Source organism: Enterobacter asburiae, from assembly GCF_001521715.1.
GTDB lineage: Bacteria > Pseudomonadota > Gammaproteobacteria > Enterobacterales > Enterobacteriaceae > Enterobacter > Enterobacter asburiae.
On record NZ_CP011863.1, the window covers coordinates 4156865 to 4176891 of the forward strand.

Consider the following 20027-nt stretch of genomic DNA (forward strand, 5'->3'; position numbering starts at 1 on the left):
ATGAAAACAAAACTGTTCGTCCTGGCAATGGCCCTCAGCTTCGCCTCGGCGCAGGCGGCGGACCGCATTGCCTTTATCCCGAAGCTGGTGGGCGTGGGGTTCTTCACCAGCGGCGGCAACGGCGCGAAAGAGGCGGGGAAAGAACTCGGCGTAGATGTGACCTACGACGGCCCGACCGAGCCGAGCGTCTCCGGCCAGGTGCAGCTCATCAATAACTTCGTCAACCAGGGCTATAACGCCATTATCGTCTCCGCCGTGTCGCCGGACGGCCTCTGCCCGGCGCTCAAGCGCGCGATGCAGCGCGGCGTCAAGGTCCTGACCTGGGATTCCGACACCAAACCGGAGTGCCGCAGCATCTACATCAACCAGGGGACGCCGGAGCAGCTTGGCGGCCTGCTGGTGGAGATGGCGGGCAAGCAGGTCACCAAACCGAACGCTAAAGTGGCGTTCTTCTACTCAAGCCCGACCGTCACCGACCAGAACCAGTGGGTGAAAGAGGCGAAGGCCAAAATCGAGAAAGATCACCCCCAGTGGCAGGTCGTGACGACCCAGTTTGGCTATAACGACGCCACCAAATCCCTGCAAACCGCCGAAGGGATCTTAAAAGCGTATCCGGATCTGGATGCGATCATCGCCCCGGACGCTAACGCGCTTCCAGCGGCGGCGCAGGCGGCGGAAAACCTGAAACGGGAAGGGGTGGCGATTGTCGGGTTCAGCACGCCGAACGTGATGCGTCCGTACGTTGAGCGCGGCACGGTGAAAGCCTTCGGCCTGTGGGACGTGGTGCAACAGGGCAGAATTGCGGTCAATGTCGCCGATCGCCTGCTGAAAAAAGGCGATCTTAACGTCGGCGACAGCGTGGACGTAAAAGATATCGGCGCGCTGAAGGTCGAACCGAACAGCGTGCAGGGCTACCAGTATGAGGCGAAGGGCAACGGCATCGTGCTGCTGCCGGAGCGCGTGGTGTTCACTAAAGAGAACATCAGCAAATACGATTTCTGACGGGGGAGCAAATGGCTGATTTAGACGACATCAAAGACGGCAAGGATTTTGGCATCGGCACGCCGCAGCAGAACGTGCCTTACACCCTGAAGGGCTGCGGCTCGCTGGACTGGGGCATGCAGTCCAGGCTTGCGCGCATCTTCAACCCGCAGAGCAACCGCACGGTGATGCTGGCCTTTGACCACGGCTACTTTCAGGGGCCGACCACCGGCCTTGAGCGCATCGATCTCTCCATCGCGCCGCTGTTTGGCGAAACCGACGTGCTGATGTGCACCCGCGGCATCCTCAGGAGCCAGGTGCCAGCCGCGACGAACAAACCGGTGGTGCTGCGCGCCTCCGGCGGTAATTCGATTCTGGGCGAGCTGTCCAACGAGTGCGTGGCGGTGGCGATGGAGGACGCGCTGCGCCTGAACGTCTGCGCGGTGGCGGCGCAGGTGTATATCGGCAGCGAGTTTGAGCATCAGTCGATCAACAACATCATCAAGCTGGTGGACGCGGGCGCGCGCTACGGCATGCCGACGCTGGCGGTGACGGGCGTCGGCAAGGAGATGGCGCGCGACGCGCGCTATTTCTCGCTGGCCAGCCGCATCGCCGCCGAAATGGGGGCGCAGTTCGTCAAAACCTACTACGTGGACGAGGGCTTTGAAAAAGTGACCGCCAGCTGCCCGGTGCCGATTGTGATCGCCGGGGGCAAAAAGCTGCCGGAGCACGAAGCGCTGGAAATGTGCTGGCGCGCGATTGACCAGGGCGCGTCGGGCGTGGATATGGGGCGCAATATCTTCCAGTCCAGCGCGCCGCTCGCCATGCTGAAGGCGGTGAAAAAAGTGGTTCACGAGAACTGGAACGCCCGCGATGCGTTCCAGTTCTGGCAGGAAGAGAAACAGGGAGAAGCAAAATGAACGTGACGCTGGTTGAAATCAACATTAAGCCCGAGCGGGTGGACGAGTTTCTGGAGGTGTTTCGCGCCAACCACGAGGGGGCAATCAAGGAGCCGGGAAACCTGCGTTTTGACGTATTGCAGGACCCGAGGGTCAAAACCCGGTTCTTTATCTACGAGGCCTATAAAGACGAAGAGGCGGTGCTGGCGCATAAGCAAACCCCGCACTACCTGGCGTGCGTGGATAGGCTCGAAGAGCTGATGTCGGAGCCGCGCAAGAAACGCAGTTTTGTGGGGCTGTTGCCGGAGTAACAGGCGTTATAAAGGTTTTGTAGGCCGGGTCAGCGCTAGCGCCACCCGGCGTTGTTCAGGCCAGCGCCAGATCCGCAAGTATCGTAGCAAGCGCTTCGCGCGGCTCACCCTGAAGAGCCTGAAGGGGGAAGGGTAGCGCGGGCGTTTCCACTTTCCCCAGCATTTCTGCCGCTGCCGCTACCACCCGCAAACTACCATAATGGCGGAATAGCGCCCAAAGCGGCTCCAGCCGCTCGGATTGTGCCGACTCTTTCGAACGGGCAATCGCCAGCGCTGCTTGCGGAAACAACCCGCCGACCACCGAGTACCAGACGTCAAACCCGGCCTGCAGGGCGGAGGCCGCTCGCCAGTCACCGGCGATGCCCAGCGTGACGGTATCAGGAAGACGAGCGCGTACCTGCGACAGGTCCTCCGGCACGCGGCCAAGCTTTATGGACCCTATATTCGGCAGGGCCGCGGCGGCAAATAACAGTTCATCGCTAAACGAAAAACCGGTCGTGGCGGGATTATCGTAAATGCACAGCGGTACGGAGAGCTGGCGGGTCACCGTTTCATACAGATCAAACACTTCGTCTTCCGTTAATCGCTGGTACGACACGGGTGCCAGCAGCACGCCGGAGACACCTGCCGATTGTGCGTCGTCAGCCAGACGCAGAATATCATCCAGCCGCAATGCGCCGATGCTGACGATGACCGGAATGTCATCAGCATGCGCCACCGCGCAGCGTGCGATCCGACCGCGCTCTTCAACGGTCAGATAGGCATAACTTCCCGTTGAGCCCAAAATGCCCAGTGAATCCACGCCAGCGTCGACCACGGGGCGCAGAAGATTGATGAAGGCGTGCTCGTCAAACGTCCCCTCTTTCAGGGGGGTTAACGGAAACGCGCTTAACCCGTGAAACATCGTGTTGTCCTTCTTTGAAAGTATTAAACGGCTCACTGCCGTCGGCCAGCGAGCCAGAATAAGCAGAGAGATTTCACCGCCAACCAGAATGACGTAGCGAAGACTCACCGCGCGGAAATATCCACCACCGGATTCAGGGGAGCCGTTCACTTCGCCAGGACACGGGAATGGGACAATCAAGTTATTGCATGTGAACGAGGGCTGATCAACCCTGACGGTGGATGAGACGATGGCAGAGTTTCACCGGTAACAACCGCCCGTGACGTGTAGCGTCCGGACCTACAAAAACACAGCCTGGGCTCCGCTTTTTACTTTATTACGCCCGCGATCCTTTCCATCAGGTAGGGAAAGAAGGGATTTGACGTAATACGCATTAAGGAGTCCATATCCGCGAGCAAAACGGCACGCTCGCCTCTGACTCTTAAAATTCCAAGGCTGAGCCCATAGCGATTCGGTTCATACGGTTCACTTCCATATAAGGAATCATGTACAGGAAAAGGGAGAGCAACATGTGATAAAGAAAAAACATCTCGCGGATACAGCAGGTTAAGTGGCTGAACGTCTGCTGTTGTTGTGTGTGCTAAGTGTGTCGAAGCCACCATCTTCATGCTCTCTGAAGAGGCGTTTTTGACAATAGTCGTCGTAAAGGTACGCTCTGGCGTTGCCAGCAAATGCGATAGCGCACGATCGGAAGAGTGACGAAAGAGTGCACGAAAATTGACCGCGCGATTAATATCAAATAAAACCAGTTCGCTACCGTTATCCGGTAGGTTTTGATGAAGAACATCCAATACTGCTCTGGTGCTGACCGTGGAATCCAGAACGGATTGAAACGTTAGTACGTGAGGAAATTCTTTCCAGCGCGAACTTGAATTGCGCCGGTTAAGCTCGCGTTTTAATGACTCGGTAAGTAGATAAGCCTGGCGTGCGCCATTCACGGGAAAAGAATTATATTTAAAAGGATTAAATTCGGGGACCAGACCTAACCATGCCGCACGAGAAAAGGCCGGGAGAAAGGCCGTCCATTCGGCCATTCCCGAAAAGCGAGCAAAGCGACTTACCCCTATCATGGGGGAAATAAGGACTATTTGTTGTGGCTTCCTCAAACTACTGTCGTCAAGGGCGTCGAGGGCATATTTCATGGCCAGTGCCCCACCATTGGAAAAGCCAACAATGTGCAGAGGCGTATCGGCATTTGTCATTTTCGTCGCCTCACGCACGGCAAGACGTGTTGCAGCCAGCCAGTCCTGCCATTTAACATCCGTTAAAGCCCCTGGTACGGTGCCATGGGCAGGTAAACGGATCCCGATTGCGACAAATCCTGCTTGTTGATATAGCCGGGCAATATGCTGCAAACTGTATGGGGAGTCCGTTAGCCCGGTGATGCTGCCAACTTACTGATTTAGTGTATGATGGTGTTTTTGAGGTGCTCCAGTGGCTTCTGTTTCTATCAGCTGTCCCTCCTGTTCAGCTACTGACGGGGTGGTGCGTAACGGTAAAAGTACTGCCGGACATCAGCGCTATCTCTGCTCTCACTGCCGTAAAACATGGCAGTTACAGTTCACATACACCGCCTCTCAACCCGGTACGCACCAGAAAATCATTGATATGGCCATGAATGGCGTTGGATGCCGGGCAACCGCCCGCATTATGGGCGTTGGCCTCAACACGATTTTACGTCACTTAAAAAACTCAGGCCGCAGTCGGTAACCTCGCGCATACAGCCGGGCAGTGACGTCATCGTCTGCGCGGAAATGGACGAACAGTGGGGCTACGTCGGGGCTAAATCGCGCCAGCGCTGGCTGTTTTACGCGTATGACAGGCTCCGGAAGACGGTTGTTGCGCACGTATTCGGTGAACGCACTATGGCGACGCTGGGGCGTCTTATGAGCCTGCTGTCACCCTTTGACGTGGTGATATGGATGACGGATGGCTGGCCGCTGTATGAATCCCGCCTGAAGGGAAAGCTGCACGTAATCAGCAAGCGATATACGCAGCGAATTGAGCGGCATAACCTGAATCTGAGGCAGCACCTGGCACGGCTGGGACGGAAGTCGCTGTCGTTCTCAAAATCGGTGGAGCTGCATGATAAAGTCATCGGGCATTATCTGAACATAAAACACTATCAATAATTTGGAGTCATTACCTAAACGCTGATGTTAAACATCAGAGGTTTATTTTTACAATGTAGCCTGGAGGTTGCATTTTTTCACGCATTATTACGCGTTGACAGGAATATAGATAGCAGAATAAGCAGACTGTCGATTCAGGTAAAATATTTCCCCTCGGGCAGAGGGGAAATATTCATTACGCATCCACACTTATTCGCAGCGCTGCCAGCGCTTTACACGCTGCTTTCAGCACCTGCTCGCACTGCTCAATCGTCAGCGTCAGCGGCGGTTCAATGCGGATGGTTTTCGAGTTGTTGAGTGTTCCGGCGACCAGCACCCGCTGGCGGAACATCTCGCTCGCGAAGCTATAGCCGGTTTCGTTATCGACAAACTCAATCGCCATCAGCATCCCTTTGCCACGCGCGTCCTGCACCAGGTCCGGATACTCCCGGCCTAGCTGACGGAAGCCGTCCAGCAGCATGTCGCCTTTCTGCTCCGCCTGCGCGGGCAGGTTTTGCTCCAGCAGCACGTTGATGGTTGCCAGCGCGGCCGCGCAGGCCAGCGGGTTACCGCCAAAGGTGGTGGTATGCAGGAACGGATTGTCGAACAGCACCGAGAAGACCTCCTCGGTGGCCACCGTCGCGCCAATCGGCATCACGCCGCCGCCGAGCGCCTTCGCCAGGCACAGAATGTCCGGCTGAACGTTTTCGTGCTCGCAGGCAAACATCTTGCCGGTGCGCCCCATCCCGGTCTGTACTTCGTCGAGGATCAGCAGCGCGCCAAACTCATCGCACAGCTGACGCACGGCGGGCAGATAGCCCTGCGGAGGGAGGATCACGCCGCCTTCGCCCTGAATCGGCTCCAGGATCACCGCCGCCACGTCATCGCCGGTTTTACGGCATTCGCTCAGCACGGTGCGCATGGCGCTGATGTCGCCAAACGGCACGTGGCGGAAGCCCGGCAGCAGCGGCATAAACGGTTTGCGGAAGGTGGATTTGGCGGTAGCAGACAGTGCGCCCAAGGATTTACCGTGGAACGCGCCGCTGGTGGCGATAAAGGTGAATTTCCCGCGCGGCGACTGGTACGCTTTGGCGAGTTTAATCGCCGCTTCGACCGATTCCGTGCCGCTGTTGCTAAAGAAGCTGTACTTCAGTTTGCCGGGCGTTAAGGCCGCCAGCGTTTTCGCGAGCATGGCGCGAAGCGGGTCGAGCAGTTCCTGGCTATGGAGAGGTTGTTTCGCAAGTTGATTCTGTACGGCGGAAACCACAACTGGATTACGGTGCCCCACGTTGAAGATACCAAAACCACCCAGGCAATCGATAAACTCCTGTCCCTGGGTGTCGACAAGCGTGTTAAGACTCCCCGCTTGCCACTCTACGGCTCCGTAATCCCCGCCGGCGGTAACAGATTTGCGATACTCCAGAAAACCTGGATTGACGTGCTCTTTAAAGTAATCGATGACCTCTCGGTTAAGTTGTTTCATCTCCTCATGATCGAGCGTTCGCTTCTCAATGAGATTCAGTGCGTGCGCGGTACAGGCAAGAGCCGAGGCGCTGGAAGGTAACCTGTTCAAAATGTGCTCCCGGGGATCGCGTATCACATGATACTGGTTTAAGTATTGCAGGGATTACGCCACTTCAGATGCCTTAACGAAAATCGGGATAAACGCCAGGTTAAAATAATGTTGCACAATATTTAATCATGCAGGAGCAACCGAAACGGGATTTAGCGGTACAGGGAAGAGAGGATAAATGAGGGCGGAAAAGCGCAGCTGCACTAAAGAAGTGCATTCGCTGCAACTTAAGTGGGCATTAACTGGTCATGCTTTATAGGTAATTTCTTTGTGAAAGTATTTGAAATCAATGAATTATAAAATCGTACAAAAAGTATGGTTTAAGTGAAATCTGCGATCTTCATCAAGTTTAACAACTAAAGATAAATTGTTTACCGCCGAAAAAACATTGACCCACAAAATTAACATTCAAATAACCTGCAAGGGATGCCCACAATGTCCTCTCCAACCTATGTCACCCAGAATGAATATCCTCTGGACGATGACACCACCTTAATGTCTACCACAGACGTCCACAGCTACATCACACACGCCAACGACACCTTTGTGCAGGTGAGCGGCTACCAGCTCGATGAGCTGACGGGCCAGCCGCACAATATGGTGCGCCACCCCGATATGCCAAAAGCCGCGTTTGCCGATATGTGGTACACGCTGCAGCAGGGCGAGCCGTGGAGCGGGATTGTCAAAAACCGGCGCAAAAACGGTGACCACTACTGGGTGCGAGCGAATGCGGTGCCGATGGTGCGCCGCGGGCAGGTGACGGGCTATATGTCCATTCGCACCAAAGCCACGGCGGAAGAGATTGCCGCCGTGGAGCCGCTCTACCGGGCGCTGAACGACGGGAGCTGTAAGAAACGTGTGCACAAGGGGCTGGTGGTTGGAAAAGGCTGGCTGGGTAAACTGCCGGCTATGCCGCTGCGCTGGCGCGTGCGCTGCGTGATGGCGGCGCTTTTTGCCGTTCTCGCCGCCACGCTGGTCGCGACCTCTGCCGGGTGGATACCGCTCGCCGCAGCCGCGCTGGTGATGCTGCTGGGGACACTGCTGTTTGAGCAACAGATTGTCCGCCCGGTAGAGAATGTGGCGCGACAGGCGCTGAAGGTCGCAACCGGTGAGCGCAACAGCGTGCAGCATCTGAACCGCAGCGACGAGCTGGGGCTGACGCTGCGCGCGGTCGGGCAACTGGGCCTGATGTGCCGCTGGTTAATCAATGACGTGTCGAGCCAGGTGGTGAGCGTCCGTGACGGCAGCGACAGGCTGGCGCAGGGAAATGAAGACCTGAACGATCGGACGCGTCAGACCGTGGCGAACGTGCAGCAGACCGTTGCAACAATGAACCAGATGGCCGCTTCCGTTCAGAGTAACTCTGAAACCGCCGCCGAGGTGGATAAACTCTCCGTGGCCGCGAGCAGCGCGGCGACGAAAGGGGGCAACGCGATGCAGACCGTCGTCAAAACCATGGATGACATTGCTGACAGCACGCAGCGAATTGGCTCGATTACCTCCCTGATTAACGATATCGCTTTCCAGACCAATATTCTGGCGCTGAACGCGGCGGTTGAAGCGGCAAGGGCAGGGGAGCAGGGCAAAGGTTTTGCCGTGGTCGCGGGCGAAGTCCGCCATCTTGCCAGCCGCAGCGCCAGCGCCGCCAATGATATTCGTAAACTCATTGATGCCAGCGCCAGCAAGGTGCAGTCCGGCTCTGAGCAGGTTCACGCCGCAGGCCGCACGATGGATGATATTGTCGAGCAGGTGAAAAACGTGACGCAGCTTATCGCCCAGATCAGCCACGCGACCTCCGAGCAGGCAACCGGACTGTCAGAGTTGACCCGCGCGGTGGCCGAACTCGACAGCATCACGCAGAAAAACGCCGACCTGGTCGAGGAGAGCGCCCACATTTCTGCGATGGTGAAGCACCGCGCCGGACGCCTTAAGGATGCGGTGACCGTGCTCCATTGATTCAATAATGTTCCGGAAAAGCCGTTTATTCCGTAAGGAGTAAGCGGCGTTTTATTTTCTGGTTGTGACTATTAATGTGCTTTATTGTTAATTTAATATTAAATAACTAAAGAAAGTGCCTCAGTTATTTATTCCTGCCTAAGTCAGTTCTTCAGAATGCTATTTCAAAAATACCCCGTTTGACGGTCTGGTAACGATCGATGAGGCCATATTAATAGCCTACACCTATGCATTGCGGGGGTTATGAAATAAAAAAGCGATCAAACTCATAAAGTTAGCGAAATCGTTACCGATAACAGCGATCGTCTGAGAAATAATCACATCGATGGAGAAAATATGTTCTTACATGACGTAAAGATCGGCACGAAATTATTTCTGGCGTTTGGGTTCTTTATTGTCCTGATGGCGATCAGCGCGAGCCTGTCTCTGCTGAGCCTGAACCGGGCTAATAACGGGATGCAATCGATTATTAGCAGCGATTATCCGACCACGGTAAAAGCGAACCAGTTAATCGATAACTTCCAGGAATTTATTAGCACTCAACAGCTGATGCTGCTGGACGAGCAGGGCACTTACACGGGGCAATCTCAGCAGCGCCTGAAAGAGATCAGCGAGCACATCACGGTGATCCTGGGCGAGCTGAACAACGCGCTGCAGGATCAGAAGTCTCAGCAGGTGCTGGCGGAAATCCGCAGCGTGCGCCAGCAGTATCTGGACTCGCGCTACCGCATTCTGCAGGCGGTGCAGAACAACAATCGTGCGGGCGCTATTCAGGAGATGATGACCACTACCCTCGCCGTGCAGCAGGCTTATAAAGCGAAGGTGAAGGAGCTGATTACCATTCAAAACAGCGAGATGCAGAGTGCCGGTGCGCAGGTGGAAGGGGATTTCAGATCTAACCGACTGCTGCTGATCCTGCTCACGCTCTTTAGCATTGCGGCAGGCAGCCTGATCGGCTGGTTTATCGTGCGCGCTATCACTCGTCCGCTCGGCGAGGCGGTGCATTTTGCAAAAGCCATTTCTGAGGGCGATCTCACGGGCAGCATCACGCCACACGGCAAAGACGAAACGGGTCTGCTGCTGCATGCGCTGATGGAGATGAAAACGCGACTGCTGGACATCGTGCAGCAGGTGCAAACCGGCTCGGAGAATATCTCCAGCGCTGCAGCGCAGATTGTCGCCGGGAACCAGGAGCTGGCCGCGCGCACGGAAGAGCAGGCCAGCTCCGTTGAACAGACCGCCGCCTCGATGGAGCAGATCACCGCGACGGTGAAAAATACCGCCTCGCATACCGGGGAAGCGACCAACCTCTCGGCGGATGCCGCCACGGTGGTTAAAAACAACGGCGAGATGATGAAGCAGGTGACCAGCAAAATGCGCCTGATTAACGAGACGTCGAACCGGATGTCCGACATTATCGACCTGATCGACGCCATTGCGTTCCAGACAAACATTCTGGCGCTGAACGCGGCGGTGGAAGCGGCGCGCGCCGGTGAGCACGGTCGCGGCTTTGCGGTGGTGGCGGGTGAAGTTCGCCAGCTTGCCCAGAAGAGCGCGTCGTCTGCCAGCGAAATCCGCGAGCTGATTGAGAGCTCCACCAGCCAGACTCAGGACGGGATGAACCTGGTCGAAAAAGCGAGTGGGCTGATCAACGGGATGGTCGGCAACGTGGAAGAGATGGACGTGATCCTGCGGGAAATTCGCCAGGCCAGCCACGAGCAGACGGAAGGTATCTCGCAGATTAACAGCGCGATTGGCCTGATTGACGCCACCACCCAGCAGAACTCCGCGCTGGTGGAGGAGTCTGTGGCTGCGGCGGCATCGCTTAACGAACAGGCGATGCACCTGAAGGAGCTGGTACGCGTCTTCCGCGTGAGCGAGCACGCGACGGCTTAGTCCAGCTGGGAGATCTCGAGCGCCGCGCGGTCAATAACGCCGATAATCTGCTTGAGCTGCGCGTCGCTGAGCTCTCCCTGATTCACCTTGAGGTCTAACACCGCTTTGAAGTTATCCAGCGCCCGCTTCATCTGCGGGTTTTTGCGCAGCTGAAAACCGACGGAACGGGCTTTGATCCGCACCTGGATCTGTTCCAGCTGCTCCCGGTTTTCGTCCAGCCAGCGTTGTCCTTCAGCGGTAATCGTAATCGTCTTACGACCGTTCTCTTCTTCCGTAATAGTGATAAACGTTTGATCCTGAAGATAATCCAGGGTCGGGTAGATCACGCCTGGGCTCGGGGTGTAATTCCCCTGAGTCAGATTCTCGATCTCTTTGATCAGCTCGTAGCCGTGGCTCGCGCTGCGGGTCAGGATATCCAGAATCACCAGCCGCAGATCGCCGTGGCCGAAAAAGCGCGGTCGGCGCCCGCCGCTGTCGTGTTCGTATCGCATAGTAGCTCTCTCAATTTGATATATCTAAACTATATCTAAGATATATTCAGATGCAATCTAAAAGATCTTGCATTTTTTCTTATTAGTAATCATTATCATTTGAAAATTGATTTAGATATATCGTATTCACCAGAGAAGGGGCTAAAAATGGCATCTACCCGTTACCCACAGCGTGTTCGTAATGACCTGCGCTTTCGCGAGCTGACGGTGCTCCGCGTTGAGCGCCCCAGCGCGGGTTTCCAGCGCATTGTTTTAGGCGGCGAGGCGCTGGAGGGCTTTAGCTCCTGCGGTTTCGACGACCATACCAAAGTCTTTTTCCCGGCTCCTGGGGCGGTATTTGTACCGCCGGTGGTCACCGATGAAGGCATCGACTGGGGAGACGGCGTACGTCCTCAGACGCGCGACTACACGCCGCTGTACGACGAGGCAAACCATGAGCTGGTGCTCGATTTCTTCGTTCATGACGGCGGCATTGCCAGCCGCTGGGCGGTCGAGGCGAAAGCGGGTGACAGGCTGACCATCGGCGGCCCGCGCGGTTCGCTGGTGGTGCCGGAGGATTACGCCTGGCAGCTGTACGTGTGCGACGAGTCCGGCATGCCCGCGCTGCGCCGACGCCTGGAGAGCATTGCTAAACTGCCGGTTCGCCCGGAAATTCATGCGGTAGTGACGGTCGGGGACGAATCTTATAAAGACTATCTGGCACACCTGAGCGGGTTCGATATCACCTGGGTGGTGGGCCACAGCGAGCAGGCGGTAGCGGACCATCTGGCGGCGCTGACCGTTCCCGGTGAAGACTATTTCATCTGGCTGACCGGGGAAGGGAAGGTAGTGAAGACGCTGAGCCGTCAGTTTGAAACCGATGCGATTGACCAGCAGCTGGTGCGTGCCAGCGCATACTGGCACGCCAAATAATCAGGCGGCGGAATCCAGCTGCGCTTCGCTCACCTGATGTTCGAGCGAGGCGCGGACCTCGTGCAGGGCTTTCTCCTGCTGAGCGAAGTATGCTTCCATATTGTTCAGCGACGAGACCAGAAGCCAGGACTCCTCTTTCTCAAGCTCCGCCAGCTCGTTCACTAAAATGTCTATCTGCTCGCGAACCTGCGCCATTTTTTTTCGGATACGTTCCAGATCGTTCAGCCTGTCGCTTGCCATCAATGGCTCAAAGCCCTGCTGCAGGCGGGCCACCAGTGAGCGAATGGTTTTAACGTCGCCACGCTGCTTCGCCTGGTTGAGCTGCACCATCATCGCGTTGGCTTCTTCTTTCAGGTCATCCGCCACCAGATCCGGGTGGCAGAGCTTGCTCGCCTGCCGCCAGAGACGCTTCAGCTCGTTCCGATCCTCTTCCGAAAGATCCTTACCCTTGCGCAGCCGCACTTCGGCATCGTGATGCTGTTCGCGATACTTTTCGTACTCTTCGTTAGCGTCGTCGCGCGCCTGACGCGCAGGCTCCTCTTCGCGCGTTAAGCCGCTCTCCAGCTCCAGCGCTTCGGCCAGCAGGTTGGCAATCAGATTGCTTTGCTGTTCAAGATGCTTGCGCGCCTCAGCGGCCTGCACGGAGTCGGCCGGGAGATCGCGCCAGCGCTGGGTGAGCGTCGCCAGCACCTCTACCGCCTGCGCCATATAGCGCTGGCAGCGACGGTAATCTTCCTCACGGCGACGCGCTTCCGCCTGCTGACGGCGCAGGTTCAGCTCGGCCAGGGTTTTACGCAGGGCGAGGATCTGCTGCATCAGCGGCCCGAGACGGGAGAAATAGAGATCGTTGAACTCATCGAGCTGCTGCACCCGGGCGTTGCGGCGGTCAATCAGATCGCGCAGACGTTCTTCCAGCGCCTTCAGCTCCAGCTTGCTGGCGGCCACCTGCGGATCGCGCCACTGGGTCACGGCGCGCTGGCCCTGCAGCCAGGCGGTAATTGCCGCCATCGCAGCGGTGTAGTTCTTCTCCTCAAGCGCCACGACGATTGCCTGTAGCTCATCGTCAAACGCTTCATTTTTCAGGCGTGTCAGCTGGTTCTGGATGATGTCGTCATCTTCCAGTTCAATGGCATTTTTAATGATTTCTAGCCGTTTGATCGGTGTGCTCATGATGCCTTTCGCTTTGGCGCTTAAGTATTTGAGTTAAGGTTAGTTGTTGTAAAAGCTACAGGAAATAATACACACGGATGATGATCGGCGCGATGGGGGATTTCTTTAGTTTTTAGGGTTTGTGAGTAAAGAGACAGAATGGTTTGCGTTCCCCGTTCCCGCTCTGCCAATGCTTCCACGCTTCGCCATGGGGTTCGCAGCGCTTTCCGTGCCTGAGGAGCATCATATAGCAATGGATATTTCATTGTACAAATCGTATTCGTGAATTCCTCAAAATCCAACGTCACGCTCATTTTTATTACACTAAACCTAAATTTATTTTTTTTAGTTGACCTTTATATCTATGAGTGATTTGTTAATAACATTCCGGGATGTTAATGCTCCGGCATTGTCTCCCGGGAAATAAGCAATGGTATATATAAAGGTAACGGTATGCGATTTTTAAAATATATAATTATTCCAGCAATAGTGAGTCTTTCTGGTTGTAGCACTTTCTTTCCTGAGCCGAAAATGTACATGCCTCCTCCGAATAGCGAGGATGTGGCTAAGATTCGCCTCATTGGCCCGCCGATGAGTTATGGCATCTATCAGTATGATAAAACAGGTAAAGAAATTGGTGGATGGGTACTTAAGCACAATCGTTATCTGAACCCTTTCCTTGGGTCGACAAAAGATATTGGTCTCCCTAAAGTGACGGGCAAGAAATATGATAAAGACTATTTTGAAACGCTGATTGTGCCAGACGAAAAAACGACTGTTCAGCACGCTTTATACCAGGGATGTAATGTCTCGCTCACCTTTACGCCAGAAAAGAAAAAGATTTACGAAGGGCATATTAGCTATAGCGATAAAACGGGATATTGCGTGCTTTATATGAAAGAAGTCGCGCTGGATACCGTCAATGGTATTTATATTGAAAAGGATTTTGTACAGTGAGAACCATGAATGTCTTAGGCGTGGCGCTAGTCTGTCTCCTGAGCACCTCTTGTGCATCAAACTACGATGGAACTAAGGCAACAAGCCTGGCGCAGTATTCTGAAAAAGAGATAAAGCAGAAGCTGATCCCGGAGGTCACGACCCGCAAAGATGTACTGATTGCTTTTGGCGTGCCTGCCAATACGGCTGACTACAATAATACGCGCCACTGGGAATATACGTCGCAGATCCTCGACCGTCGTATCTATCTCATCATTCCACTTAATCTGGACCGCAAGCAGCAGCTGTCCGTTGATTTTTCTGACAAAGGAATTCTGACTTCATACAACTACATCGAAAAATAACGTTTAAAATCAATGAAAAGGCTGGCGAACGTCGTCAGCCTTGAATCTTGCAGCCTCAGCTAACCTCGCTGTAAATCCCCACTACGCGACCCACCGTTTTTATCTCGTCGATACCGCATTCAAACGGAACCTTGCCGCCTGCCACGTGGAGTTTTTTACCCGGCAGCAGCGTGAGGTCGCGGATGCTGGCGGTGCCTTCAATCTCAACCAGCCACAGGCCGTCGGTTAACGATGCTTCTTTTTCAATAAAGTGCAGCTTCCCCTCCGCCCGAACGGCGATGCCGCGAGCCAGCGGTTTGCTAAAGAAACCAGAATCGATACTCAAAGTGGTATTTTCTTCCAGCCTTCCATCACTCAGTGTGAATGTGGAAACCGAAACCGGATCGCCCGGCGCGGGGTGACCTTCAAACTGCGCGCCTTGTCCGGTCATCAGCCAGCGGAGGCTGGCGCCGGTGTCCAGCGCGCACTGAACCGCAAAGTCGTAAGAGACGGTACCGCGCGCGTAGCGGTTCTGAAGCGAGCTGGCGGCGATATTAAAGTGCCGGGCCAGCTGGATTTTCTGCGTGAAACCATATACCTGACAGATTCTATCGAGTAACTCTTCATTATTCACTTGAGAATCTAAAATCAAAATATATTCCTTTGGGTGTTTACTAATACTCATTTGGGTATTAGTATCATTACAAATTCGGGCAATCAGCGGCAGGCGTTGGCAAACAGAGGCTAATGATTGCAGACATTATCAAAATGGGAATCATGCAGCATGGCATCTGAAATCGCAATCATCAAACGGCGGAAAAAACCGTGCTCTGCCCGTTTTCAGCGCACTAGCGTGCGTGAATTTACGCGAGGGGAGATATGGCGATAGAAGCTGCCCGTGCAAGGGTTCCACTTAGCGTGGGAGCGCGTCTTAGCGGGCTTAACCACGTCGCTGAACTGCGCGCCCGATACGGGAGCGATAGCGGAAAAGAGCTGGCGCGGTTTCTGGCTGAAATGCGCGATAAGCGCGATCCCTGTTTTGAGGAGAACAGCAGGGCGCTGGCGGCCCTCTTTTTCCTGGCGAGATTGCCCGTCGCCCGCCACGAGTGCGATATCAGCGAGCTGACGACCGAAGAGAAACGGGCGCTGATTAATGCCATGAACCATTTTCGTGCTGTTGTGAGTTTATTTCCTGAACGGCTGACCATGCCGATATAACCCAACCCAAAAACTAATGGCGTAAACCCGCCGGGCACCCTATTGCCTGAAATTAAGGAGAACGCGTGATGCGAAACAGTGAAAACCGCCCTTATCCCACCGGAAGTGAAGAACTGAAACGCCTGCTGGCAGAGGCAAAAACAGAGGAACGATGCGCGCGAGCCCTCGCGGTCTCCCTGCGTCTGGAGGCGCTGGCGAGCCATATCTACAAAACCGGCATGAGCGGAGAAGACGTTGCCGAACTACTGTCCCACGAGGCGGCTCGCTATGAGCGTGAATCCCAGGAGCTGCACTGATGGCCGATTTTATCGATCTTGCGCAGGCGCGCGAGCAGGAAGACAGAGAGCGATACATTAATCGCGCCCGCAGACGACCCGTATCGCCTTCGCGTTTCCTCTGCGAGGACTGCGAGGCGCCGATACCGGAGGCGCGCCGAATAGCGGTGCCCGGCGTAGCCCTGTGCGTAACCTGCCAGGAGATCGCAGAGATAAAAAATAAACACGTCCGGGGAGGATAAGTTGGCTACGTCATTTGCTTATCCGTGGAATGCCCCACGGTCGGCCATTGCCAGCCCTTATCTCACCCATGCCCAACAGCAGCGCCGCGATCGCCTTTTCGCGTCGCTGCAGCAGGCAAGAATTGCCCTCTCACAGCAGCCCGACTGCGTACGCTTCGAAATCTGGCGCACGGTTGACGCCCTCGAACAGCATCGGGGCAGCCCGCAGGCCAACGCCTTTTTGATCCGCTTCTGCAAAAGGATGTTGCCTCGCCTGCGGCGGGTCTCTGATCGCTATGTCTGCACAGGCCTGCACGACGAAGTCTCCAGGGCCGTGTTCGGCGGCCATTTCGACACGCAGCTTCTGCAATATCTCGCCTCGCGGATGGTCGAACTGGTTGCCCGCTATAACCGCCTTCCGGATATGACCCGCGCGGACATCGACCTGCTGGCCGCAGATATCGCCAGCTTTATTCGCGGCGAGCTGGCGAATATTAACGATGCTGAAATGGGCGAATACCAGACGCTGTACGTCTGGTATCAGCGCGCCGGACTGATCGCCCGGCAGTTCAACGTGTCGCCACCGCACTGGGAGCGGGTGTCGAAGACGTTTTTCAATAAAGATGACGTTGCCGCGGCGGTGATCCGCATGTTTTCCGAGACGTGGTGGCGCGGGCGGCTGCGTCGGGTCGCGGCTGCCTGGCGCGAGCATTTGCAAATTGCCCTCGGCAACGTCAGCAAGCGAAAAGCGGCGTATGCGAGCAAACGCTGCGTGACCGAGTGGCGCGAGCAGAAGCGCCGCACGCGCGAATTTCTCAAGGGCATGGAGCTGGAAGATGAAGAGGGCAACCGCATCAGCCTGATTGAAAAATACGACAGCTCGGTGGCCAACCCGGCGATCCGTCGCTGTGAACTGATGACCCGTATCCGCGGGTTTGAAAATATTTGTGAGTCGCTGGGCTACGTGGGCGAGTTCTATACCTTAACCGCGCCCGCGCAGTATCACGCGACGCTGAAATCAGGTTTCCCCAACGCGAAGTGGAACGGGGCCAGCCCGGCGGATACGCAAATCTACTTTACCCGTCTCTGGGCGCGTATCCGCGCAAAGCTCCACCGTGACGGGCACCGAATCTTCGGTATCCGCGTTGCGGAACCCCACCACGACGGTACGCCCCACTGGCACATGCTGATGTTTATGCTGCCGGAAGACGTCGAATGCGTTCGCCGGATTATCGGGGATTATGCCCGGCAGGAGGATGCCGTTGAGCTACGGAGCGAAAGCGCCAGACAGGCGCGCTTTCACTCGGACGCGATCGATCCGCAGAAAGGCAGCGCTACCGGCTATATCGCCAAATACATCTCAAAGAATATCGACGGCTATGCGCTCGATGGCGAGACCGATAGCGAAAGCGGCGGGCTGCTGAAGGAGACGGCGTCCGCCGTGTCGGCCTGGGCAGGGCGCTGGCACATTCGCCAGTTTCAGTTCATCGGCGGCGCGCCGGTAACGGTCTACCGCGAGCTGCGGCGTCTGGTGGATACCGAGGCCGCGCGCGGTCTGAGCGTTGAGTTTGCCGCCGTCCAGGAGGCTGCCGACGCCGGGGACTGGGCGGGTTACGTTACCGCGCAGGGCGGGCCGTTTGTGCGTCGCGATGATTTACAGGTGCGCACGCTGTATGAACCGCACGCCGGGTTTAACCAGTACGGCGAGGAAACGGTCCGCATCCGCGGCGTGTACGATTCCGCCGTTGGCGCGGGCAGCCCAGTTTTAACCCGGCTCACGCAGTGGAAAATTGTGCCGAAGCGGGCCGCGGATCTTAAGGACGCGCCCGTATCCTCTCGGAGTTCTGTCAATAACTGTACGCAGACCGATCTTTCTCAACCCCTCAGCCGACGTGCAAGACGGGCGTTAACCGAACGCATCAAATTCATCCGCCCTGGCGCTACAGCGCCCGTCGTCTTCGCGAGCGACCCGCAGAACGGGGTTCCGGAGAAGGTGATCGATGAGATACGGCTCGCCACCGGGATAGCCATCAGTCGGGCAGAAGCCCTGCATCTGATGGCGGGAGGCATCAGCCGCTTTAACGATAAATGGTGCAGGGGCGCAGCTGACGGATCGCTATTTCCGGCACCGTGTTCTTACCAGCAAAAGGCGCGGAAAATCCTTGAACGTATTGGGTATTTAACGGATCTCTTCGCCCAGAGAGCCCGCTAATCTCCATCCATATCATGTACATACCGTCAAGGGTTCTGATTTTTCGCTTCACTCTTTTTATGAATACGTGCTACTGTATGTTTATACAGTATCTCGTGGTGGAGGTTGTGTGGACAGAGAGTTGAACGAGCAGGTCATGATTGAACGAGTCGAGCTGATTGCGCGACTGACGACGGAAGGAACGTGTCAGGAAAGAGATCGTGAGATTGCCCTGAATTTGATTGCTGAGATTGCGCGGGGAAATTTAATCAAGAACAACGCATTTACCGTTGTGTTCTCAGCATCGCCTGTTCCGGAACGAATCAAAAAAGAGGGCAACGTTCGGGTGAACATTACTCTCGATAAAGATCAGCAGATTGGCCATGCCGTCGTTGAGGCCTTTCAGTGCGAACTGACCCGCAGAATACGATCCCTGTTTCCGTCATCGCGGGTGAATGTGAAAATCGGATCGGTGACGGGGGTCGAGCTCCAGGGGCTTGAAAAAGAAGCCGATCGCGAGGCGCTGGACGCTATCCTCCGGGAAGTCTGGGAAGACGAGAGCTGGCGCTAGCCCCGGCGTCATCGCCCGTACCAACACCCTCATTCCTGTTTTGCGCTTCCGTTGAATCACGCTTCGCCTCTCGCGGACGATCTGTTGTGCCCGCGATTGTCCATCCGTCAGCGATAGCGAAAAGCCTTCTGGCCCGGGAAACTCTAGGGTACCTGGAAACCGGATGTTGGGAGCGTCTGATGAAAATCTATGCAATGCAGGGGGACACGCTTGATGCCGTTTGCGCCCGCTTTTATGGGCGCACGGCTGGCGTCGTTGAAGCCGTTCTGAAGGCCAATCCTGGCCTCGCGGAGTTAGGCGTTATCTTGCCTCACGGCACGCCGGTAGAGATGCCGGAGGTGAATAGCGCCCCCACAAAAGAATCCGTAAACCTATGGGACTGAGCCTGGAGAAAATCACCACGTTTATCGCCTACTGGCTGGCCGTGGCGCTGGCCTGGTTCGGGGCGATGTCTCCTGAAAAAGTCGCGCTGTACGTGGGGAGTCTGTGCGCCATTTTTACCGCGCTGACGAATTACTGGTTTAAGCGAAAAACCTGGCGCTATCTCCAGTCTCTTGGCCTCGATAAGAAGAGCATTCGTGAACTCAATCATTAAGCGTTGCAGCGTCGCCGGCGTGCTGGCCCTGGCGGTGCTGATGCCTGACTTTCGATTACTGAAAACGTCCCCGGAGGGGCTGGCGTTGATTGCCGATCTCGAAGGATGTCGCCTTTCGCCCTACCGGTGTAGCGCCGGCGTATGGACGTCCGGCATTGGGCACACGGCAAACGTTGTGCCGACGCGGGACATTACCGAGCGTGAGGCTGCGGTAAACCTGGTCGCTGATGTGCTCAACGTTGAGCGGCGTCTGGCGGCGTGTGCGCCGGTAGAGATGCCGCCCCGGGTCTACGACGCGCTGGTGAGTTTTACCTTTAATGTCGGCGCAGGCGCCGCCTGCCGTTCGACGCTGGTGTCCTTTATCAAACGTAAACAGTGGCCGCAGGCATGCGGGCAGCTTACCCGCTGGGTGTACGTCAACGGCGTCAAAAATGCCGGTCTGGAAAACCGTCGCGTCCGCGAGAAGGCCTGGTGCATGAAGGGGCTGCCGTGA

The 20027-nt window shown here is 55.9% G+C and carries 22 protein-coding genes and 1 pseudogene; 17 read left to right on the top strand and 6 right to left on the bottom strand.

Annotation, left to right across the window (positions count from 1 at the left end; genetic code table 11):
* Genes lsrB through lsrG form a run of 3 tightly spaced genes read left to right on the top strand, consistent with a single transcriptional unit; the run spans position 1 to position 2191 of the window.
* The gene (gene lsrB / locus ACJ69_RS20130) at positions 1 to 1002 is read left to right on the top strand and encodes an autoinducer 2 ABC transporter substrate-binding protein LsrB (protein WP_059347610.1); all 1002 of its coding nucleotides are present in this window, start codon (positions 1 to 3) and stop codon (positions 1000 to 1002) included.
* A gap of 11 nt (positions 1003 to 1013) precedes the next feature.
* Positions 1014 to 1901, top strand: coding sequence for a 3-hydroxy-5-phosphonooxypentane-2,4-dione thiolase (gene lsrF / locus ACJ69_RS20135; RefSeq protein WP_029741387.1), 888 nt, complete (start codon positions 1014 to 1016; stop codon positions 1899 to 1901).
* Positions 1898 to 2191: a (4S)-4-hydroxy-5-phosphonooxypentane-2,3-dione isomerase gene (gene lsrG, locus ACJ69_RS20140; RefSeq protein ID WP_023333521.1), complete on the top strand. Its 294-nt coding sequence runs from the start codon at positions 1898 to 1900 to the stop codon at positions 2189 to 2191. Before lsrF ends, lsrG begins: the two co-directional genes overlap by 4 nt.
* Before the next feature lie 55 nt (positions 2192 to 2246).
* Here the strand turns inward: lsrG and ACJ69_RS20145 are convergent, their stop codons facing one another.
* The gene (locus ACJ69_RS20145) at positions 2247 to 3095 is read right to left on the bottom strand and encodes a dihydrodipicolinate synthase family protein (protein WP_059347855.1); all 849 of its coding nucleotides are present in this window, start codon (positions 3093 to 3095) and stop codon (positions 2247 to 2249) included.
* A 308-nt stretch (positions 3096 to 3403) separates the two neighbouring features.
* Positions 3404 to 4474, bottom strand: a pseudogene (locus tag ACJ69_RS20150) (alpha/beta hydrolase); the annotation flags it as partial.
* 55 nt (positions 4475 to 4529) lie between these two features.
* Here ACJ69_RS20150 and ACJ69_RS20155 point away from each other — a divergent pair.
* A protein-coding gene (locus ACJ69_RS20155; protein WP_103215986.1) for an IS1-like element IS1A family transposase occupies positions 4530 to 5227 on the top strand; the annotation gives its coding sequence in 2 pieces (ribosomal slippage) (positions 4530 to 4779 and positions 4779 to 5227; 699 coding nt in all).
* Positions 5228 to 5402: 175 nt separating this feature from the next.
* Here ACJ69_RS20155 and ygjG read toward each other — a convergent pair.
* Positions 5403 to 6779: a putrescine aminotransferase gene (ygjG, locus tag ACJ69_RS20160; protein ID WP_054830233.1), complete on the bottom strand. Its 1377-nt coding sequence runs from the start codon at positions 6777 to 6779 to the stop codon at positions 5403 to 5405.
* Positions 6780 to 7214: 435 nt separating this feature from the next.
* Between ygjG and ACJ69_RS20165 the strand changes: the two genes are divergently transcribed.
* Both ACJ69_RS20165 and ACJ69_RS20170 read left to right on the top strand, forming a co-directional pair.
* Complete coding sequence (locus ACJ69_RS20165) at positions 7215 to 8735, top strand: methyl-accepting chemotaxis protein (RefSeq protein WP_059347612.1); 1521 nt, start codon at positions 7215 to 7217, stop codon at positions 8733 to 8735.
* 336 nt (positions 8736 to 9071) lie between these two features.
* Positions 9072 to 10631: a methyl-accepting chemotaxis protein gene (locus ACJ69_RS20170; RefSeq protein ID WP_059347614.1), complete on the top strand. Its 1560-nt coding sequence runs from the start codon at positions 9072 to 9074 to the stop codon at positions 10629 to 10631.
* Here the strand turns inward: ACJ69_RS20170 and ACJ69_RS20175 are convergent.
* Entirely contained in the window at positions 10628 to 11122 is a 495-nt protein-coding gene (locus ACJ69_RS20175; protein WP_054830234.1) for a PadR family transcriptional regulator, read from the bottom strand. The genes ACJ69_RS20170 and ACJ69_RS20175 overlap by 4 nt on opposite strands.
* A gap of 147 nt (positions 11123 to 11269) precedes the next feature.
* Here ACJ69_RS20175 and ACJ69_RS20180 point away from each other — a divergent pair, with 147 nt between their 5' ends.
* Positions 11270 to 12034 carry a siderophore-interacting protein gene (locus ACJ69_RS20180; RefSeq protein WP_059347616.1) on the top strand — a complete coding sequence of 255 codons (765 nt, stop codon included), beginning with the start codon at positions 11270 to 11272 and terminating at the stop codon, positions 12032 to 12034.
* On the opposite strand, the gene ACJ69_RS20185 is transcribed toward ACJ69_RS20180, so the two are convergent.
* Positions 12035 to 13204, bottom strand: coding sequence for a coiled-coil domain-containing protein (locus ACJ69_RS20185; RefSeq protein WP_054830235.1), 1170 nt, complete (start codon positions 13202 to 13204; stop codon positions 12035 to 12037).
* 432 nt (positions 13205 to 13636) lie between these two features.
* On the opposite strand from ACJ69_RS20185, the gene ACJ69_RS20190 reads away from it, so the two are divergent.
* Together ACJ69_RS20190 and ACJ69_RS20195 are read left to right on the top strand one after the other, a co-directional pair.
* Positions 13637 to 14140, top strand: coding sequence for a hypothetical protein (locus ACJ69_RS20190; RefSeq protein WP_081051450.1), 504 nt, complete (start codon positions 13637 to 13639; stop codon positions 14138 to 14140).
* On the top strand, positions 14137 to 14484 hold the full coding sequence (locus tag ACJ69_RS20195; RefSeq protein WP_054830236.1) for a hypothetical protein: 348 nt from the start codon (positions 14137 to 14139) through the stop codon (positions 14482 to 14484). The genes ACJ69_RS20190 and ACJ69_RS20195 overlap by 4 nt, the downstream gene beginning before the upstream one ends.
* A 55-nt stretch (positions 14485 to 14539) precedes the next feature.
* Here the strand turns inward: ACJ69_RS20195 and ACJ69_RS20200 are convergent, their stop codons facing one another.
* Positions 14540 to 15115 (bottom strand): phage repressor protein CI, encoded by a 576-nt coding sequence (locus tag ACJ69_RS20200; RefSeq protein ID WP_054830237.1) that lies wholly within the window; start codon positions 15113 to 15115, stop codon positions 14540 to 14542.
* A gap of 227 nt (positions 15116 to 15342) precedes the next feature.
* On the opposite strand from ACJ69_RS20200, the gene ACJ69_RS20205 reads away from it, so the two are divergent.
* The 8 genes from ACJ69_RS20205 to ACJ69_RS20240 all read left to right on the top strand — a co-directional run bounded on the left by ACJ69_RS20205 (position 15343) and on the right by ACJ69_RS20240 (position 20027).
* Positions 15343 to 15681, top strand: coding sequence for a DUF5347 domain-containing protein (locus ACJ69_RS20205; protein WP_029741399.1), 339 nt, complete (start codon positions 15343 to 15345; stop codon positions 15679 to 15681).
* A 68-nt stretch (positions 15682 to 15749) separates the two neighbouring features.
* On the top strand, positions 15750 to 15977 hold the full coding sequence (locus ACJ69_RS20210) for a DUF2732 family protein (RefSeq protein ID WP_054830238.1): 228 nt from the start codon (positions 15750 to 15752) through the stop codon (positions 15975 to 15977).
* On the top strand, positions 15977 to 16198 hold the full coding sequence (locus ACJ69_RS20215) for a TraR/DksA family transcriptional regulator (protein ID WP_059347618.1): 222 nt from the start codon (positions 15977 to 15979) through the stop codon (positions 16196 to 16198). Before ACJ69_RS20210 ends, ACJ69_RS20215 begins: the two co-directional genes overlap by 1 nt.
* 1 nt (position 16199) lies before the next feature.
* Positions 16200 to 18389: a replication endonuclease gene (locus ACJ69_RS20220; protein ID WP_059347620.1), complete on the top strand. Its 2190-nt coding sequence runs from the start codon at positions 16200 to 16202 to the stop codon at positions 18387 to 18389.
* A gap of 109 nt (positions 18390 to 18498) precedes the next feature.
* Entirely contained in the window at positions 18499 to 18939 is a 441-nt protein-coding gene (locus tag ACJ69_RS25045; RefSeq protein ID WP_029741403.1) for a DinI-like family protein, read from the top strand.
* Between the two features lie 179 nt (positions 18940 to 19118).
* Positions 19119 to 19322, top strand: a complete 204-nt coding sequence (locus tag ACJ69_RS20230) for a tail protein X (RefSeq protein ID WP_023309248.1) — start codon at positions 19119 to 19121, stop codon at positions 19320 to 19322.
* Positions 19313 to 19534 carry a phage holin family protein gene (locus ACJ69_RS20235; RefSeq protein WP_029741404.1) on the top strand — a complete coding sequence of 74 codons (222 nt, stop codon included), beginning with the start codon at positions 19313 to 19315 and terminating at the stop codon, positions 19532 to 19534. The genes ACJ69_RS20230 and ACJ69_RS20235 overlap by 10 nt, the downstream gene beginning before the upstream one ends.
* Positions 19518 to 20027: a lysozyme gene (locus tag ACJ69_RS20240; RefSeq protein ID WP_048981243.1), complete on the top strand. Its 510-nt coding sequence runs from the start codon at positions 19518 to 19520 to the stop codon at positions 20025 to 20027. The genes ACJ69_RS20235 and ACJ69_RS20240 overlap by 17 nt, the downstream gene beginning before the upstream one ends.

Excerpts from the sequence above, each read along its gene's own strand:
- lsrB (WP_059347610.1), top strand. The coding sequence starts at position 1 with ATGAAAACAAAACTGTTCGTCCTGGCAATGGCCCTCAGCTTCGCCTCG.
- lsrF (WP_029741387.1), top strand. The coding sequence starts at position 1,014 with ATGGCTGATTTAGACGACATCAAAGACGGCAAGGATTTTGGCATCGGC.
- lsrG (WP_023333521.1), top strand. The coding sequence starts at position 1,898 with ATGAACGTGACGCTGGTTGAAATCAACATTAAGCCCGAGCGGGTGGAC.
- ACJ69_RS20145 (WP_059347855.1), bottom strand. The coding sequence starts at position 3,095 with ATGTTTCACGGGTTAAGCGCGTTTCCGTTAACCCCCCTGAAAGAGGGG.
- ACJ69_RS20165 (WP_059347612.1), top strand. The coding sequence starts at position 7,215 with ATGTCCTCTCCAACCTATGTCACCCAGAATGAATATCCTCTGGACGAT.
- ACJ69_RS20170 (WP_059347614.1), top strand. The coding sequence starts at position 9,072 with ATGTTCTTACATGACGTAAAGATCGGCACGAAATTATTTCTGGCGTTT.
- ACJ69_RS20175 (WP_054830234.1), bottom strand. The coding sequence starts at position 11,122 with ATGCGATACGAACACGACAGCGGCGGGCGCCGACCGCGCTTTTTCGGC.
- ACJ69_RS20180 (WP_059347616.1), top strand. The coding sequence starts at position 11,270 with ATGGCATCTACCCGTTACCCACAGCGTGTTCGTAATGACCTGCGCTTT.
- ACJ69_RS20185 (WP_054830235.1), bottom strand. The coding sequence starts at position 13,204 with ATGAGCACACCGATCAAACGGCTAGAAATCATTAAAAATGCCATTGAA.
- ACJ69_RS20190 (WP_081051450.1), top strand. The coding sequence starts at position 13,637 with ATGCGATTTTTAAAATATATAATTATTCCAGCAATAGTGAGTCTTTCT.
- ACJ69_RS20205 (WP_029741399.1), top strand. The coding sequence starts at position 15,343 with ATGGCGATAGAAGCTGCCCGTGCAAGGGTTCCACTTAGCGTGGGAGCG.
- ACJ69_RS20210 (WP_054830238.1), top strand. The coding sequence starts at position 15,750 with ATGCGAAACAGTGAAAACCGCCCTTATCCCACCGGAAGTGAAGAACTG.
- ACJ69_RS20215 (WP_059347618.1), top strand. The coding sequence starts at position 15,977 with ATGGCCGATTTTATCGATCTTGCGCAGGCGCGCGAGCAGGAAGACAGA.
- ACJ69_RS20230 (WP_023309248.1), top strand. The coding sequence starts at position 19,119 with ATGAAAATCTATGCAATGCAGGGGGACACGCTTGATGCCGTTTGCGCC.
- ACJ69_RS20235 (WP_029741404.1), top strand. The coding sequence starts at position 19,313 with ATGGGACTGAGCCTGGAGAAAATCACCACGTTTATCGCCTACTGGCTG.